The organism is Ruegeria sp. BHSB196, from assembly GCF_059613135.1.
Genome location: NZ_JBXWRY010000041.1, coordinates 1 through 14593, shown reverse-complemented (window position 1 = coordinate 14593; position 14593 = coordinate 1). Strand labels below are relative to the sequence as shown.

18 protein-coding genes and 2 pseudogenes are annotated in these 14593 nt (G+C 59.2%); 8 read left to right on the top strand and 12 right to left on the bottom strand.

What is annotated here, in order from left to right:
- Positions 1–268: 268 nt before the first annotated feature.
- The 5 genes and pseudogenes from AC2FNJ_RS16565 to AC2FNJ_RS16545 all read right to left on the bottom strand — a co-directional run bounded on the left by AC2FNJ_RS16565 (position 269) and on the right by AC2FNJ_RS16545 (position 1325).
- On the bottom strand, positions 269–622 hold the full coding sequence (locus AC2FNJ_RS16565; protein WP_425300326.1) for an integrase core domain-containing protein: 354 nt from the start codon (positions 620–622) through the stop codon (positions 269–271).
- Positions 623–802, bottom strand: a complete 180-nt coding sequence (locus tag AC2FNJ_RS16560; protein WP_424927840.1) for a DDE-type integrase/transposase/recombinase — start codon at positions 800–802, stop codon at positions 623–625.
- A pseudogene (locus tag AC2FNJ_RS16555) lies at positions 769–894 on the bottom strand (IS3 family transposase); the annotation flags it as partial. The gene AC2FNJ_RS16560 and the pseudogene AC2FNJ_RS16555, both read right to left, overlap by 34 nt.
- Before the next feature lie 12 nt (positions 895–906).
- Complete coding sequence (locus tag AC2FNJ_RS16550; RefSeq protein ID WP_424927819.1) at positions 907–1053, bottom strand: hypothetical protein; 147 nt, start codon at positions 1051–1053, stop codon at positions 907–909.
- On the bottom strand, positions 1053–1325 hold the full coding sequence (locus AC2FNJ_RS16545) for a transposase (RefSeq protein WP_424927818.1): 273 nt from the start codon (positions 1323–1325) through the stop codon (positions 1053–1055). Before AC2FNJ_RS16545 ends, AC2FNJ_RS16550 begins: the two co-directional genes overlap by 1 nt.
- A 121-nt stretch (positions 1326–1446) precedes the next feature.
- Here AC2FNJ_RS16545 and AC2FNJ_RS16540 point away from each other — a divergent pair, with 121 nt between their 5' ends.
- The 3 genes from AC2FNJ_RS16540 to AC2FNJ_RS16530 are packed head-to-tail and all read left to right on the top strand — an operon-like array spanning position 1447 to position 3129.
- Positions 1447–1896 (top strand): hypothetical protein, encoded by a 450-nt coding sequence (locus AC2FNJ_RS16540; RefSeq protein ID WP_149615550.1) that lies wholly within the window; start codon positions 1447–1449, stop codon positions 1894–1896.
- A gap of 6 nt (positions 1897–1902) precedes the next feature.
- Positions 1903–2151: a DUF7737 domain-containing protein gene (locus tag AC2FNJ_RS16535; protein ID WP_481736471.1), complete on the top strand. Its 249-nt coding sequence runs from the start codon at positions 1903–1905 to the stop codon at positions 2149–2151.
- A gap of 45 nt (positions 2152–2196) precedes the next feature.
- Positions 2197–3129, top strand: a complete 933-nt coding sequence (locus tag AC2FNJ_RS16530; protein ID WP_106473594.1) for an IS5 family transposase — start codon at positions 2197–2199, stop codon at positions 3127–3129.
- Positions 3130–3268: 139 nt separating this feature from the next.
- Here the strand turns inward: AC2FNJ_RS16530 and AC2FNJ_RS16525 are convergent, their stop codons facing one another.
- A complete protein-coding gene (locus AC2FNJ_RS16525; protein WP_211299417.1) occupies positions 3269–3433 on the bottom strand; it encodes a hypothetical protein in 165 nt (54 codons plus the stop codon).
- 94 nt (positions 3434–3527) lie between these two features.
- On the opposite strand from AC2FNJ_RS16525, the pseudogene AC2FNJ_RS16520 reads away from it, so the two are divergent.
- Positions 3528–4649 (top strand): annotated as a pseudogene (locus AC2FNJ_RS16520) (IS110 family RNA-guided transposase).
- Positions 4650–5302: 653 nt separating this feature from the next.
- Here AC2FNJ_RS16520 and AC2FNJ_RS16515 read toward each other — a convergent pair.
- The gene (locus tag AC2FNJ_RS16515; RefSeq protein ID WP_106473593.1) at positions 5303–6523 is read right to left on the bottom strand and encodes a type II toxin-antitoxin system HipA family toxin; all 1221 of its coding nucleotides are present in this window, start codon (positions 6521–6523) and stop codon (positions 5303–5305) included.
- Positions 6516–6818, bottom strand: coding sequence for a helix-turn-helix transcriptional regulator (locus tag AC2FNJ_RS16510; protein ID WP_106473592.1), 303 nt, complete (start codon positions 6816–6818; stop codon positions 6516–6518). Before AC2FNJ_RS16510 ends, AC2FNJ_RS16515 begins: the two co-directional genes overlap by 8 nt.
- Positions 6819–7325: 507 nt before the next feature.
- On the opposite strand from AC2FNJ_RS16510, the gene AC2FNJ_RS16505 reads away from it, so the two are divergent.
- Positions 7326–7925 carry an HNH endonuclease signature motif containing protein gene (locus tag AC2FNJ_RS16505; RefSeq protein ID WP_106473591.1) on the top strand — a complete coding sequence of 200 codons (600 nt, stop codon included), beginning with the start codon at positions 7326–7328 and terminating at the stop codon, positions 7923–7925.
- A gap of 50 nt (positions 7926–7975) precedes the next feature.
- Here AC2FNJ_RS16505 and AC2FNJ_RS16500 read toward each other — a convergent pair whose 3' ends face one another.
- From AC2FNJ_RS16500 to AC2FNJ_RS16485, 4 genes are all read right to left on the bottom strand, one after another.
- Complete coding sequence (locus tag AC2FNJ_RS16500) at positions 7976–8839, bottom strand: hypothetical protein (protein WP_106473590.1); 864 nt, start codon at positions 8837–8839, stop codon at positions 7976–7978.
- A gap of 381 nt (positions 8840–9220) precedes the next feature.
- Positions 9221–10114, bottom strand: a complete 894-nt coding sequence (locus AC2FNJ_RS16495) for a glycosyltransferase family 2 protein (RefSeq protein ID WP_496765781.1) — start codon at positions 10112–10114, stop codon at positions 9221–9223.
- Positions 10098–11438 (bottom strand): proline--tRNA ligase, encoded by a 1341-nt coding sequence (proS, locus tag AC2FNJ_RS16490; protein WP_496765779.1) that lies wholly within the window; start codon positions 11436–11438, stop codon positions 10098–10100. Before proS ends, AC2FNJ_RS16495 begins: the two co-directional genes overlap by 17 nt.
- 14 nt (positions 11439–11452) lie before the next feature.
- Positions 11453–11617: a hypothetical protein gene (locus AC2FNJ_RS16485; protein ID WP_496765777.1), complete on the bottom strand. Its 165-nt coding sequence runs from the start codon at positions 11615–11617 to the stop codon at positions 11453–11455.
- On the opposite strand from AC2FNJ_RS16485, the gene AC2FNJ_RS16480 reads away from it, so the two are divergent.
- The 3 genes from AC2FNJ_RS16480 to AC2FNJ_RS16470 form a co-directional block, all read left to right on the top strand.
- Entirely contained in the window at positions 11607–12971 is a 1365-nt protein-coding gene (locus AC2FNJ_RS16480) for an FAD-dependent oxidoreductase (RefSeq protein WP_496765776.1), read from the top strand. The two genes, AC2FNJ_RS16485 and AC2FNJ_RS16480, sit on opposite strands and share 11 nt — an antisense overlap.
- 117 nt (positions 12972–13088) lie before the next feature.
- A complete protein-coding gene (locus tag AC2FNJ_RS16475) occupies positions 13089–14162 on the top strand; it encodes an AI-2E family transporter (RefSeq protein ID WP_496765774.1) in 1074 nt (357 codons plus the stop codon).
- Positions 14163–14593 (top strand): P-loop NTPase family protein (locus tag AC2FNJ_RS16470; protein ID WP_496765772.1); only part of this gene is annotated, 431 nt, incomplete at its 3' end.

Here is a 14593-nt window from a genome sequence, read left to right as displayed (position 1 = left end):
CAAGCCGTTCTCTAATCGCAATATCCATGACAAGATCCTAAGTCGAGAAATCTGGAAGGTCTTTATCGACCATATCTATGACATGCTGAGGGAATTCTCGAACACGTCGAAAACCACCAAGGTCTGGCTGGTTGATTGTCGAAATGCGATTCCAAACCTTACCGACTGGGCAGACGAGTTTCACGGCACCTCTGATCAGCCCCACCTGAAGTGGTCCCATCTTTTTAGACAGTTTTGCAGCGTTTCTAAGGTGTATCGGGTTTAGGTTTCATGCTGCTTTCTGTTCTTCCAAGCCCGCCCAATATGCGTCGTCAGGTATCTGCCGATCAAGTGCGGAATGAGGCCGCGCGGTGTTATAGCATGTTATCCAGTCCTTGATGATACGTCGAGCCTGGAAGCCGTCGGTGATTTCTTCGAGATAAATCGCCTCCGGCTTCAGCGACCGCCACAGCCGTTCGATGAGGATACTGTCGAGGTACCTGCCTCGACCGTCCATCGAGATGCGCGCGCCCGCGTGGGTCAACGTCGTGATCCAAGTTGATCCGGTGAACTGCGATCCTTGATCCGTATTGATACTCTCAGATGAACCGTATTTGGCGATGGTTTCGTTTAAGGCGTCCACTCAGAAGTCCGCGTGCATCGTGTTGCTTAACCGCCAGCTCAGCTCCTTGCGTGTGGCCCAATCCATGATTGCGACCAGATACAAGAACCCGTTCCGCACCGGCACGAAGGTGATATCGGCGCACCAGACTTGGTTCGGGGGCGATTGTAGATTGCCACCAAGCCGATCTTCGCCATCAATCGCCTTAAACGATGCCGTCCTATAACAACCTCTTCCCGACGCAGATAGGCTGCGATCTGGCGGATGCCTAAGAACGGATATTTGGTGAACACCAGGTTGATCTCTTACATCATCGCCAGAGTGTCAGCATCGATCCCGACGGGCGTGTAATGGAACGCCGACCGGCTGAGCCGCACCAACTTGCATTGTTGACCGATACTGAGCTGCGGGTAGCCCCGCTTGATCATCGCGCGTTTCTTCTCGGGGCTCATCACCTCAGCCCTTCCGACAAAAAATCGTTCTCGACCGCTAACCTCCCGATCTTGGCGTGTAGCTCTTTCATCTCGGCTTCGGTCGGGCCGCTCTGCTTGCCGCCCGAAAACACATCGGCCATGTCTTCGATGGCTTGTCGCTTCCATGTGCTGACTTGGTTCGGATGCAGCTGATGCGTTGCCGCAATCTCCTGCACGGTCTTGTCACCACGCAGCGCTTCCAACGCCACATTCGCTTTAAACTGATCTGTAAAATTCCGGCGCTTCGCCATTCTCGTATCCCTTCAAAGGTTTGGGGTACACCTTAGCTGACTGTCCAGTTTTTTGGGACCACTTCAGTGGACCGACGCCGAGCGCTACACTGGAGTTTATTTCAACCGGATGGCCGCCCATATGTTGAAACAGCTCCAGATGGCCACCTTGATGGCTGCGCGCGGATGGCGCTATCAACTGATGGGCGCCTATGATGACGGCCTTGATGATCAATGGGCGTACAAGAGCTTTGTCACCAGTGACCCAACAGCCGAATACCTGTTGCACACCAATTGGGACCAAGAGAACTGGAACGTTTCAGGCATCTATCTTTATGTCGGCACCGATCAACTGCGTTTTGTCCGAAATAGCATTCCGGTAAGGCTAGAGACCGTTCCGCCGCGATTGTTGTCTGAAACGATGCGTGAGACCGATCTGTTTGAAGGGGTTGCCAGTGTCGGCAACGATCCTGCTTGGGTTGATCAAGGCCCTACACCGGAAGCTCGAAACTATTGGCAGAGCTACTCATTTGGCAAACTCAATGGGTTTGCCAAGACCCGAAAACAAGTGCTCGAATCCTTGCTGCCGTGACTCAAAATTCGCGATGTGGCCCATATCGACGGAAAATTCTTGATTGTTGAGGGCAAGCTGAACACCTGCAAGATCCATCTAGGATCATCAAGCATCCTGATGTCGCCGGGGGACCGTTATCTTTGCATCGTCCCTGGGGGAAGCGTTTCCAAGTCCGCCCAGGTCGCACTGCCATTTGAAGGGGATAACCGGCTCTCTGTTATCCTGTCCAAGGCGCTCATGTTGGCCGATGACGGGCGTTGTTGCAGAACTTGACCGATACAGATTCACCACGAGAATCCGGTGGGTTAAGAGGCTCGCATGAGCAAGCCCGAACCCGCCCGCTACCGCACGACGAACTGGAAGTCCTACAACGACGCGCTGAAACAGCGCGGCTCGCTGCTGATCTGGCTGCACAAGGACATGGTGTGGCTGGCACCCAGGGCCGGCCGCAACGGTCTCCCTGTTGTGTTCTCGGACGCAGCGATCCAGTTTTGTTTGATGGTGAAAGTGCTGTTCGGCCTGCCGTTGAGGCAAACGACCGGGATGGTGGGCAGCATCCTGACGATGGCCGGGCTGGACTGGCCGGTGCCCGACTTTTCCACCCTGAGCCGACGCCAGAAATCCATCACCGTCCAGATGTCGGGCCGTCGCGCGGCAGGCCCGCTGAACCTGTTGGTGGACAGTACCGGGATCAAGTTCCTCGGCGATGGCGAGTGGCTGGCCCGCAAGCATGGAACCCATCGCAGGCGCCAATACCGAAAAGTTCATCTGGCGATGGACACCGGCACCGGCGACATCCGGGCGGTGGAGTTCACATCCAGCAACAAAGGCGACAGTCCGGTCCTGCCCGAACTGCTGAGCCAGTTGCCGCCAGAGGAACAGATCTGTACCGTGACCGGTGATGGCGCCTACGACACGCGCCGCTGCCATACGGCCATCCTGGATCGAGGCGCGGCCGCCATTATCCCCATCCGCAAGAACGGGCGCTTTTGGAAGGAAGACTGTCCGGCCGCAACGGCTCGCAACGAGACCCTGCGCGCCACCCGGCACCTCGGGCGAACCATCTGGAAGCGATGGACCGGCTATCATGCCCGAAGTCGGATCGAGGCAAAGATGCGATTCCTGAAATCCTTCGGCGAACGCATCGCCTCACGAGACCCCGACCGCCAGACCGCTGAATTCCACATCCGTATCGCTCTCATGAACCGCTTCAACGAATTCGGCATGGCCGAGATCGAACGCGTGGCCTGAACTCAATGGGAAAGGGAAAACTCGCTCAGTTGCTGGGTTCTGCAACAATGCCGGTTCGATAGCAAGATGAAGCGACCTAGCTGACAACCTTGTTTTCGCCGATGAAGGCCAGGGCGGTGAACCCGCCCTAGCGCTAAGGTCACTCAGTGACCGGATCTTCATCCCGGCGCGGGAAGGCGACCATTTCGACATCGGGGAACATGCTGTGTTTGACGTTGATCGACGTGATGTTGCCGCTGTCGTCGGTGTTGACGAAGAGGACGCCGCAGCGGTCCCAGACAGTATGACCACACGGCAGCCCCACGCTTGCCTCTGCACGTGGCTCGCTTCCATCGTGTGCAAACGATGAACGAGGGCTGCACCATGAGTGCCGAGCCTCATGCACAGGGAGATGGGCCATGTCGGAATATAGTGTATTCGTGGGCCTTGATGTCCACAAAGAAACAATTGCGGTAGCAGTAGCCGAAGCGGCTCGAGGGGGCGAAGTTCGGGAGTAGGGAGAGATAGCAAGCACGTCGGATTCTGTTGCGCGGCTGTTGAAGAAGTTAAACGCGCGTCCCGATCGGCTGCATTGTGTATATGAAGCAGGGCCTTGCGGTTATGGCCTATACCGGCAGATTCTGGCAGATGGCCACGCCTGCGAAGTTGTGTCGCCAGCCCATACGCCACGTCGCCCGGGCGATCGGATTAAGACGGATCGGCGTGACGCAGTGACGTTGGCACGGCTGTCTCGTGCCGATGAGCTGACTTCGGTGTGGGTCCCGGATGAAGTCCATGAAGCGATGCGCGACCTGATCCGGGTGCGCAATTGTGCTACAAAGGATGTACGATGCGCGCGGCAACGCATGACAAGCTTTTTGCTTCGCCAGGGCCGCATCTGGGGCAAAACAACTTGGAAACGCAGCCACCGTAGATGGCTGGCCAATCAGAGTTTTCCTCGCCCGGCTCAACAGGTTGCATTTCAGACTTACCTCAATACAGAGGAACAAGCTGAGGCTCGGCGCGATAGTATCGAAGAACAGATCCAAATTTTTGTGCCGTACTGGTCGCTCGCGCCTGTTGTCGAAGCTCTGCAAGCCCTTCGAGGTGTCGCGTTGATTACGGCCGTGACGCTCGTCGCTGAGATCGGCGATATCCGCCGTTTCGAGCACCCGCGCCAGCTAATGGCGTTTCTGGGCCTCGTTCCGGGAGAACGCTCTAGCGGTGAAACCACACGCCGAGGCCGGATCACGAAAACGGGGAATGTACTGGCGAGAAGCATACTGATCGAAGCAGCATGGGCTTACCGGCAGCCCGCGAAAATTGGAATGCAAATGATGCTGAGGCAGGAAGGAATTCCTCAGGTTGCAAAAGACATAGGCTGGAAGGCACAGGTCCGCCTTTGTGGGAGATACCGTCGCTTGGTTGCCCGTGGAAAGAAAATGCCTTTGGCGATCACAGCCGTCGCTCGAGAGCTGGTCGGCTTCATATGGGTTTTGGCGCACACCGTGGAACCTAACGCGCAGAATACACAATCATAACCATCCGAAAGGTAGAACTAAAAACGATGCGGCGGGCTGGGTGCCGGGGAAGGTCAGGGAATCCCCGAGAACTTGTAGGGCAAAACCATCAGGTTTCACGCCCGCGTCCCAGACAAGGGTCCCGCGACGTATGCCGGAATGCGCTTTGAACGTGCGGATTAGAGTATGATCAGCCGTCGCACATTGCCCCGGCATCCTGCCCGCCGCATTTGCACACAAGCAATCCGCCAACTTAGCCGGTGCGGCCCATATGTGTTGGGATGAAGACTTGACTGCGGTCATTAGAGAAGTTCTTGCCGTCTTTTTCGCCGGATTTGACGTTCAGTTTCAGAGTTTGAGTAGGCATCTTTTGATCCTCACTTTGAGTGTTTCGATGAACATGACCAAAGCTGGCACCAAGGGGATGTCAGCGAGAAACTTGCTTCGCGAGGAATGCGCTGGCGCAGGGGAATTTTCTTGTTGAAGCGGGGCTTGCCCCGCGTCTGCTACGGCTGCCTGCTTATGTTCAGCAATCAGAAACACGGCGTTGAGGGTCTGAGTTCGGCACTCCAAAATCGACCTGCCACGTCATCACGCATCGAAATGACCAAGGACCTCAATACCCGCTGCCGCTAAACGGCTTTCGGTCAATCCAATTCAACAGCGGCCCCAGTTCACGCGCGCGCCAGATCCACTTCTTCGTGCTCGAAGGCTGTCGCCATCTCCCTGATCTCTCGCTCCGGAGCCCCCAAGGCACGGGCAACGTCACGCCAAGCCATCGTTGCTTCGGCTACCTCTGCAATGATGCGGTCTGCCTCGCCGCGTTCGAGAAGATAGGAGTCATGTTGCGCGCGGTGCAGGGCAATGCTGGCGTCCGGATTGTCGTCATCAACGTAGCTCTTGAGCACCCGTGGTTGGTTCGGCACAGGATTGATGTCGTAGGCCGGTGAGAGGTGCCAGCCGCCCCGCCCACGCAGAAATCCGTGATTGCGCATATGGTCATCGAGGTTCGTCACGAGAATGGAAAAGGCAACCCGCCGGTAGAGCTCCTCGCGATCTTGGTCGGGCGTTACGCTTTCTGAGGTGATGATATCGGCCAGGTCTAAATAGCTGTAGCTTTCGCCATCTTTGCCGCCCAGCATCGCCATGGCTGAGATGAACGGGATCCTGCCGTCATCGTTCCGGTCAAACCGATGGGACAAGAAGACCGGTTTGTCGCCTTCCATCTCAAGCGTGTGATCAGAAACCGTAATTCCGGCGCGTTTTGCCAGCTCTAGTGCGATGGCTTCCCAGCGTTCCACGCAATAGGTGTCCGTCTCCTTCGGGAACTTGGCGACAGATAGGCGGCCGTGCTGGTCAAGGATGCTGGCCTTCGGCCGAGCACCCCCGAGGGAACTTCCCGGTGCAAACAGCATTTTGAGGTCTTCAGCGGTCTCCTCCCCGCGAAGAACGCGTTGGGAGGCATTCAGCAAATCCCCGAGGCTTACGAGCGCAGGCACACCAATGCCCTCGCGCGCTTGAAACGCGCCATCAACCCTGAAGCGCAGCGCACCCAAACGGGTCTCGTCATTTACGCCAAGCAGGTAGTCTGTTTCTTGCAGCGTTCTTGGACGTCGCCCTTCGGCTTCTGCCATGCGACCCTCATAGCGCCGCATCACCGTTCGCCCCCAGGTATCGGGGGCAGAATCCCCAAGCGGTGCCAGCATGTCCTGCCCGGCCTCAGGAACGAATTGCCCTTTGACGAGAGGCATGTCCCGCGAAAGCCCGAAGGCATTTTCGTCGGCAAGCCAATCGTCATGATAGGTAAAGGATACCCGCTCTCGGCCCCGCCCCGCTGTGCGGTGGAGCGTGCCAACCCGTTTCAACCCCTTCCAGTCGATCCAGACCTCAACCATTTTTCAGTCTCGCGCGCTGCGGGAGGTCATCCAGGGCCATCTGCTCACCGACCGGGTCATCCAGATCCCCCCAGCCTTTCAAAAGGCCGAGCGCCTGCAAAACAGCAACGTAGGTGCCGATCTTGACTGCGGGGTTGCCGCTTTCGATCTTGGCGACGGTCTGCCGCGTTGTGCCAGCACGCTGCGCAACAATTTCAGCGGTCAATTTGCGGCGCAGTCGCGCAACACGAATGTTTTTCCCAAGTGTCACGAGCTCTTTACGTGCCGCTCTAGGCATTTTGATCGGAACAGCCATAAAGATACCTCCAGAGAACACTAAGCTGATATAAGTTAAGCTGAGAATACATTAATGTCAATTTTCACCGCTTAACCTGACGATCCAACACCCCAGCTCGCACCACGACTTATGTTATCTCAACATAACATTGAGAGAATTAAGGTTACCAGTACGAAACATGGCCTCGTTACCTCACCGCACTCATACAACGCGTCTGCTTGAACGAAACGATTGCGTTGCCTTCCTTCGGAAGTCACGCCTGCAGCCACGCAACGCGCACCTCCTCTGGAGTCACCACCTTTGATGCGGTCAAGTCCTCGATCTGCCGGTTCGTGATGTAGAGGCATAGGGGATGGCGCGCGCCTCATGCGGAGCGAGCATGGCAAGTCTAGCTGCGGAAAGTTAGTTGCATCTTTTTCAAGCTCCGCGAAATCTCAAGGCGTCACTGGCAATGGGAGATTACGACACCTAAGTTGAATTCAGGATTTTGAGAAACCACTGCAAGCCAATTCGGAGAAAATTCAGATGCAAGACGTTGAGTACGTGAAATCCGTTCTGGCCAAAGAATACGAAACGTCTCATCCTCATGAGATTGAATATCCGAATTTAAGCGACGTGATTGATGGCAATGAGTTCGACTACCCCGCTGGAACTGTGTTTGGCGAAACACCGAACGGCAGCAAAAGCCCAGAGGGGCACGATTATCTCTGGTTTAAACACGGAGAGAAATCGATCCTCACGCATCGGTTCATTGTGGCAGTAGCCCTTGGCAAGTGGGTACCGAGAGATTTTGATGTGGACCACATCAACCATAATCCGTCAGACAATAGACCGGAAAATCTTCGCGTCGTCACTAGACGCGACAACAACGGAAATCGGCGCAGAGTTCGATTGTCTGAGCTTGCTGACCTCAATGAGGTTACTTCCAAGGTTGCTGATCGCAAAGCGAAGAAGACTCCAGAAATTCCGGAACCGCAAGAAGCGGTTGAAGACCCATTTGCCAAATTCCTGAACAGCGGTCCCGTAACTGAGCCTTTTTTCACCGGCGAAACGAAGCCTGCTGAACATAGCAACGGAACATGGCATAAAACAAACTTGGGGTCGTGGCATCTTAAATTCGAATGACGATTGTATCGCCAATTCGGTCGTAGAAAATAATAGCAAGAAACGCATTCTCAGACCTGCAACCCCGCAGCGCGAACCTGTTCAGGCGTCACCAACTTTGAAGCGATCAAATCCTCGATCTGCCGGTTGGTGATGTGGCGACACAAGGGATGGCGCTCGTGGATCCACTCGGCGAGGCTCGCACGGCCCTTGGCTTCGGCCGCTCGCGCCTTCTCTCGGTCCGCCTGTACCTGGGCAAGCCCCTTCTCCCAACGCCGCATCTTGAACCAGTTGTCTGAGAAGCAGACCTTGCTGCGCGTGTAGCCCTCGCTTTCCTTCGCATAGGCTTTGACCGCCTGAAGCAGGTCATCGAGCTCCACACCGGCTTTCACAGCCGCTGCGATCAGGCGCAGACTGGTCCGCCGGTCTCGGATCCTATCCTCGGGATAGGCCGCCAAGATCTTCTCAGATTCAAGATCTTCAACCTCCTCCGCCGCCTCGCGCTTGCGCGTAGGTGGTTTATGGATGGTTTTAGGATGGTTTGGGGTCCACCGTGAACCCCGTACCCCGTTCACCGTGGACCCCGTACCGGGTTCAGGCTGGACGGGGTTCACAGTGACCCCCGTCTCAATGTCGGGCTCAGCCGTGGGTTCGAGCGCGGCCACGCGCTCCAACGCAATCCGGTAAATGACGGTGTAACCGTTCTTGCACTGCCGCCGCCCTGTCTCAATCAGAATGCCTTCGCGCAGGAAGTCGATGATGGTGCGCTTGACCGTGCTCTCGCTGAGCTCTGTGTGGCGCTGGATCGTCCCCTTGGAACACCAGATGCCAGAGCCGTCATCGCTCGCTTTGTCGGCTAGGAACATGATGATCTGCTTGCGCGCGGCGCTGCCAAAGCGGCGCTCGGCGCATTCATTTGCGATGCGCCAGCTCATGATCTCACCGCCAATTGGGTTGAGGTCAGACCGGAAATGCCGTAGGTATCGGGGCGGAAATATTTTTCTATGCCGTTGAGGTGGGTGGCGGCCCCCTCAGCGGTTTTTCTTTGCCTTTTCGTCAGAGCAAGAGCCGGTGAAAAACCGTTTACTTGGGCCTCGTAACCTATTGAAAAGTGACCCTGAACGAAACAAGCACGTTTACAATTTTTCCCTTTGAAATCAGCAAAATTTTTCGGATTGCAAATCCGTGTACACCGGTTCGATTCCGGTACTCGCCTCCAAACAAATCAACGATTTGCACTCTGGACAGCCTGCAGAATCTCGCGTGCCGGCTCCAAGCGCGGAACTCACCGCGTCAAGGCCGGTCCCGCGGCTCTCTCAGAACGTCCGCCAGGGCTGCAAACTGCGCCGCAGGGTCTTGAACAGGCTGTGGCGCGCCGCCGCGCGCAGGTCGTCGGGCAGGTTCCCGGACCGCAGCAGCTCGATCAGCAGCCCCGCCGGCATGTGGCCGCGTCTGTAGAAGCGCGCGAAATCCTCGACGGTCAGGGTCCGCGCCGCCTTGAGGCCGTCAAAGAACTTCACCCAGATCCGGGCATAGTCCTGCGCCGTGCGGTCGTCGTCGCCCGACACCCCGCGCGTCCAGAACAGCGACACGGGCCGGTCCATCCGTACGCCGCGATAGCCGGCGGCGACCATGCGCAGCATCATGTCGTAATCCGCCGCCACCGGAAAGCTCAGGTCGTGCCCGCCCAGCTCCAGGAACATCCCGCGCCGCAGGAACACCGAGTTGTGGCAGAACGGCATCCGTTGCAGCACCGCCTTGAGCGACATCCGGTTCTGTAGATGCACCTGCCCGCTCTCGACCTGCTGTGCGGTCGCGCCGTAGAGGAAATCCGGCCGGTCCCGTTCAAGCAGATCGGCGGCGGCGTTCAACACCCCGTCCGAGGCCAGCGCATCGTCCGAGTTCAGAAACAGCACATAGTCCCCCCGCGCCGCCTCGACCGCGCGGTTCATGGCATCGTACAAACCGGAATCCGAGGCGGTGAAGAAACGTACAAAACGGTCGTTTCGGGTGGTGTCGCGGATGAACTCCACGGTTCCGTCCGACGACGCGCCGTCCTGGATCACATGCTCGAACCTCTCGCAGCCCTGCCGCCGCAGGCAGGCGACGACCTCCCGGAAACTGTCGCCGCGCCCTTGCGACACCAGGTTGTAGGTGGCCGTGATCACCGAGATCAGCGGCCTGCCGGTGGGCTCAGGCGATCCCTTCATAGATGGTCGCGATCTTCGTCACCGCCTCCTCCGGACTCATCTCCTCGCTCTCGCCGCTGCGCCGGCTGGTCACTTCGACCACCCCGTTCTTCAAGCCCCGCGGACCCACGGTGATGCGCCACGGCAGCCCGATCAGGTCCATGGTCGCGAACTTGCCCCCGGCCCGCTCGTCGCGGTCGTCATAGAGCGGCTCGAGCCCCAGCGCGGTCAGTGCGGCATAGAGTTTCTCGCAGGCCGCATCGGCCTCGGCATCGCCCTGCTTCAGGTTGACGATGCCGCAATGAAACGGTGTCACGCCCTCGGGCCAGATGATGCCCCTGTCGTCATGGCTGGCTTCGATGATCGCGCCGACCAGGCGGCTCACACCGATACCGTGGCTGCCCATATGGACCGGCGCCTGCTTGCCGTCCGGCCCCTGAACCGTCGCGCCCATCGGCTCGGAATACTTGGTGCCGAAATAGAAGATCTGGCCCACCTCGATGCCGCGGGCCGAGCGACGCCGACCTTCGGGGATCTGCTGAAACACGGCTTCGTCATGGGTTTCGTCCGTGCGCGCATAGAGCGACGTGAACTCCTCCATGACCGCCTGGCACTGCGCCTTGTCGTCATAGTCGATCTCGCGGCTTCCCAGGCGGATGTCGGTAACCGCGCTGTCATAGAAGACCTCGGACTCGCCGGTATCGGCCAGCACCAGGAATTCGTGCGTATCGTCACCACCGATCGGGCCGGAATCGGCGCGCATCGGAATGGCCTGCAGACCCATCCGCTCGTAGGTACGCAGGTAGCTGACCAGATGCCGGTTGTAGGCGTGCAGGGCGTCTTCCTTGGTCAGGTCGAAGTTGTAGCCGTCCTTCATCAGGAATTCGCGCCCGCGCATCACGCCGAAACGCGGGCGGATCTCGTCGCGGAACTTCCACTGGATGTGATAGAGCGTCAGCGGCAGATCCTTGTAGCTGTTCACATGCCCCCGAAAGATGTCGGTGATCAGTTCCTCGTTGGTCGGACCATAGAGCATGTCGCGGTCGTGCCGGTCCTTGATGCGCAGCATCTCCTGGCCATAGTCGTCATAGCGGCCGCTTTCGCGCCACAGATCCGCCGATTGCAACGTGGGCATGAGCATCGGAATATGCCCTGCGCGGATCTGTTCCTCGTGCACGATGTTCTCGATCTTGCGCAGAACCTTGAATCCCAGCGGCAACCACGAATAGATGCCGGCCGCGGCTTGCTTGATCATCCCCGCGCGCAGCATCAGGCGATGGCTGACGATCTGGGCCTCGGAGGGGTTCTCTTTGAGAACAGGCAGAAAATAGCGGGACAGGCGCATAGGCTCTCTCTTGTTCAACGCACGACAGGTTTTTCGCGGTCTAAGCGAAAGGGGCGGAACAGGCAATCGGACATTGGAGAATTTGCGACCTGAGGCAAGTCGGTTTTTTGATTGACCCGCCAATCAGGACTCAGGATGTTGGCGCGAACATCTTCCAGAGAGGCCGCGATGAAGAACATTCAGGAACCCGCACGCCAAGTTCCGGTCGTCCACGAAACAGATGTCCTGGTTGTGGGGTCCGGCCCCGCCGGCCTGGCGGCGGCGCTGGCGGCGGCCCGCTCGGGCGTTGACGTGTCCCTTGTGGACCGGTTCGGTTGCTTTGGCGGGAACATCACCGCGGTCGGAGTTGAAGGCTTTGCCTGGTACCGGCACGAAAAGACGGTCGAGGCTGGCGGAATCGGGCTGGAGTTCGAAACCCGCGCCAAGGACATGGGTGCGGCCGTGCCCGAGAGCCAGTCGCTGAGCTACGAACTCGACAGCGAGGGGTTCAAGCTGGTGGCCGACCGGCTGGTGGAAGAGGCGGGCGTGCACCCGATGCTGCACCGTCAATTCGTGGCGCCGATCATGGAGGGCAACCGCATCGCCGGGGTCATCACCGAATCCAAGGCCGGGCGCGAGGCGATCCTGGCCCGGATCGTGATCGACGCGACCGGCGATGCCGATATCGCCCATCGCGCCGGCGCCCCGACGTACAAGACCGCGCCGGAAAGGATGATGGCGGCTTCGGTCATGTTCCACCTGGCGGGGGTGGACAAGCGCGCCTTCATGGAGGGGGTCAGATCGGACCCGCAGACCTACAAGGATTGGGGCGGCGGCGGCGAATGGAACATCGAGACCTCGGGCAAGGAGGACGACATGTTTTCGCCCTTCATCAAGAAACCCTTCGCCCAGGCCATCGAAGCCGGGCTGATCCCGCCGCAGCTCAACACCATCGCCGGAACCTGGGGGGCGCTACACGACACGGGTGAGCTGACCTACATGAACTTGATCCATCTCGACCGGATCGACGGCACCGATCCTGACAGCCTGACCCGAGGCGAGATCGAAGGCCGCCGCCAGACCATGCTGGCCATCGAAGCGCTGCGCCGCTTCATGCCCGGCTGCGAAAACGCACGCCTGCGAAACTTCGGCATGACCATCGGCATTCGGGACACCCGCAAGATCGACGCCGTTTACAACATGACCGAAGCTGATGTGCGCAACCAAGCCCGGTTCGAGGATACGATCGGAATCTATCCCGAATTCATCGACGGCTACGGCATCCTGATCCTGCCGACGACCGGCCGCTACATGCATATTCCCTATCGCGCGATGCTGCCCAAGGGGATCGAAGGGTTGCTGGTCGCGGGGCGCTCGACCGGCGGGGATCGAATCGCCCATGCCGCCACCCGCAACATGGCCTGCTGTGCCGTGTCCGGCCAGGGCGCGGGGGTCGCGGCGGCTCAGGCGCTGCGCAGCAACCGGGGGCTGGAAGCGCTGGACATCGGTGCGGTTCAGAAGGAACTGGACCGTCAGGGCGTGCGGGTTCACTGAGCCGGGCGGCGACGCCACGGTGCCTGCGCGCCGAAAACGTCAAGCGGCCGAATTGCTTGCAACGTGCCGCCCCATGCGCCAAGAACATGTCAGCGGATCGGAACGAGGGAACGCACCATGGCCCTGCCGGTGAGAGACCAGGTTCGGTACTGGGGCATCGCGGCAGCGGTGTTCATCGTGCTCCTCTGGCTGCTGGGCGATGTCCTGCTTCCCTTCGTGATCGGCGGCGCGGTCGCCTATTTCCTCGACCCGGTGGCGGACAAGCTTGAGAGTTTCGGGCTGTCCCGCGTCGGCGCGACCGCGATCATCACGGTCGTCTCGCTCATCCTGTTCGTTCTCATGTTCCTGATGGTCGTGCCTGCGCTGATCACGCAGCTGATCGATCTGGTCGAGATCTTGCCGGCCCTGTTCCGTGATCTGCGCGGTTTCATCGAACAGAAGTTCCCGTCCCTGCTGGACCAGAAATCCAGCACCCACCAGTTTCTCGTCTCGTTCGGCGAGACTTTGAAATCCAAGACCGGCGAAGTGCTGCAAACCGTGGTGAGTTCGGTCGGCTCGGCCATCAACGTGGTGATCCTGCTGGTGATCGTGCCGGTGGTCGCCGTCTATCTGCTGCTCGACTGGGACCGGATGATCGAGCGCATCGACCAGTTGCTGCCGCGCGACCACGCCCCGACGATCCGTCGGCTGGCGAGCGAGATCGACGACGTACTGGCCTCGTTCGTTCGGGGGATGGGCACCGTCTGTCTGATCCTCGGCACTTATTACGCGGCGGCGCTGATGCTGGTCGGACTCCAGTTCGGGCTGATTGTCGGCTTCATCGCCGGGCTCATCACCTTCATCCCCTATCTCGGCGCGCTGATCGGCGGGTCGCTCGCCATTGGGCTGGCGCTGTTCCAGTTCTGGGGCGATTGGGCGTCGATCGGCCTGGTCGCGGCGATCTTTGCCGCGGGTCAGGTTGCCGAAGGCAACTTTCTGACCCCCAAGCTCGTGGGCAGTTCCGTCGGGCTGCACCCGGTCTGGCTGCTGCTGGCGCTGTCGGTGTTCGGGGCGCTGTTCGGGTTCGTCGGGATGCTGGTGGCGGTGCCGGTGGCCGCGGCGCTCGGGGTGCTTGCGCGTTTCGCCGCACGGCAATATCTGGCAAGCCGACTGTATCTCGGGCTGACCCAGCAGGACCAGGAAACGGACTGAATGGCCGAACAACTCAGCTTTGACCTCCCGGCCAAGACGGCGCTGGGGCGCGAGGATTTCTTTGTTTCGCCCGCAAACGCGCTGGCGGTCGCGATGATCTCGGCCCAGTCCTGGCCCGGCGGCAAGCTGGTGCTGACCGGCCCGACCGGATCCGGCAAGACGCACCTGGCCCATGTCTGGGCGGGCGAGGCGGGCGGTCGCATCCTGCGGGCGGCCGAGTTGGAGCATGACGATGTGCCGGATCTGGCGCGCGGCCCCGTCGCGGTCGAGGACGTGCCGGAGATCGCCGCCGATGCGGAACGGCAGAAGACCTTGTTTCACCTGCACAATCTGGTGCTGGCCGAAGGCCACTCCCTGTTGATGACCGGAATCCTGCCGCCAAGACTCTGGCACCTGCCGCTGGCCGATTTGCAGAGCCGAATCCAGGGTGC

Coding starts and splice junctions, on each gene's coding strand:
- AC2FNJ_RS16500 (WP_106473590.1), bottom strand. CDS start 8,839: ATGAGCTGGCGCATCGCAAATGAATGCGCCGAGCGCCGCTTTGGCAGC.
- AC2FNJ_RS16550 (WP_424927819.1), bottom strand. CDS start 1,053: ATGAGCCCCGAGAAGAAACGCGCGATGATCAAGCGGGGCTACCCGCAG.
- AC2FNJ_RS16495 (WP_496765781.1), bottom strand. CDS start 10,114: ATGAAGGGATCGCCTGAGCCCACCGGCAGGCCGCTGATCTCGGTGATC.
- AC2FNJ_RS16540 (WP_149615550.1), top strand. CDS start 1,447: ATGTTGAAACAGCTCCAGATGGCCACCTTGATGGCTGCGCGCGGATGG.
- AC2FNJ_RS16480 (WP_496765776.1), top strand. CDS start 11,607: ATGAAGAACATTCAGGAACCCGCACGCCAAGTTCCGGTCGTCCACGAA.
- AC2FNJ_RS16515 (WP_106473593.1), bottom strand. CDS start 6,523: ATGGTTGAGGTCTGGATCGACTGGAAGGGGTTGAAACGGGTTGGCACG.
- AC2FNJ_RS16510 (WP_106473592.1), bottom strand. CDS start 6,818: ATGGCTGTTCCGATCAAAATGCCTAGAGCGGCACGTAAAGAGCTCGTG.
- AC2FNJ_RS16475 (WP_496765774.1), top strand. CDS start 13,089: ATGGCCCTGCCGGTGAGAGACCAGGTTCGGTACTGGGGCATCGCGGCA.
- AC2FNJ_RS16485 (WP_496765777.1), bottom strand. CDS start 11,617: ATGTTCTTCATCGCGGCCTCTCTGGAAGATGTTCGCGCCAACATCCTG.
- proS (WP_496765779.1), bottom strand. CDS start 11,438: ATGCGCCTGTCCCGCTATTTTCTGCCTGTTCTCAAAGAGAACCCCTCC.
- AC2FNJ_RS16530 (WP_106473594.1), top strand. CDS start 2,197: ATGAGCAAGCCCGAACCCGCCCGCTACCGCACGACGAACTGGAAGTCC.
- AC2FNJ_RS16545 (WP_424927818.1), bottom strand. CDS start 1,325: ATGGCGAAGCGCCGGAATTTTACAGATCAGTTTAAAGCGAATGTGGCG.
- AC2FNJ_RS16505 (WP_106473591.1), top strand. CDS start 7,326: ATGCAAGACGTTGAGTACGTGAAATCCGTTCTGGCCAAAGAATACGAA.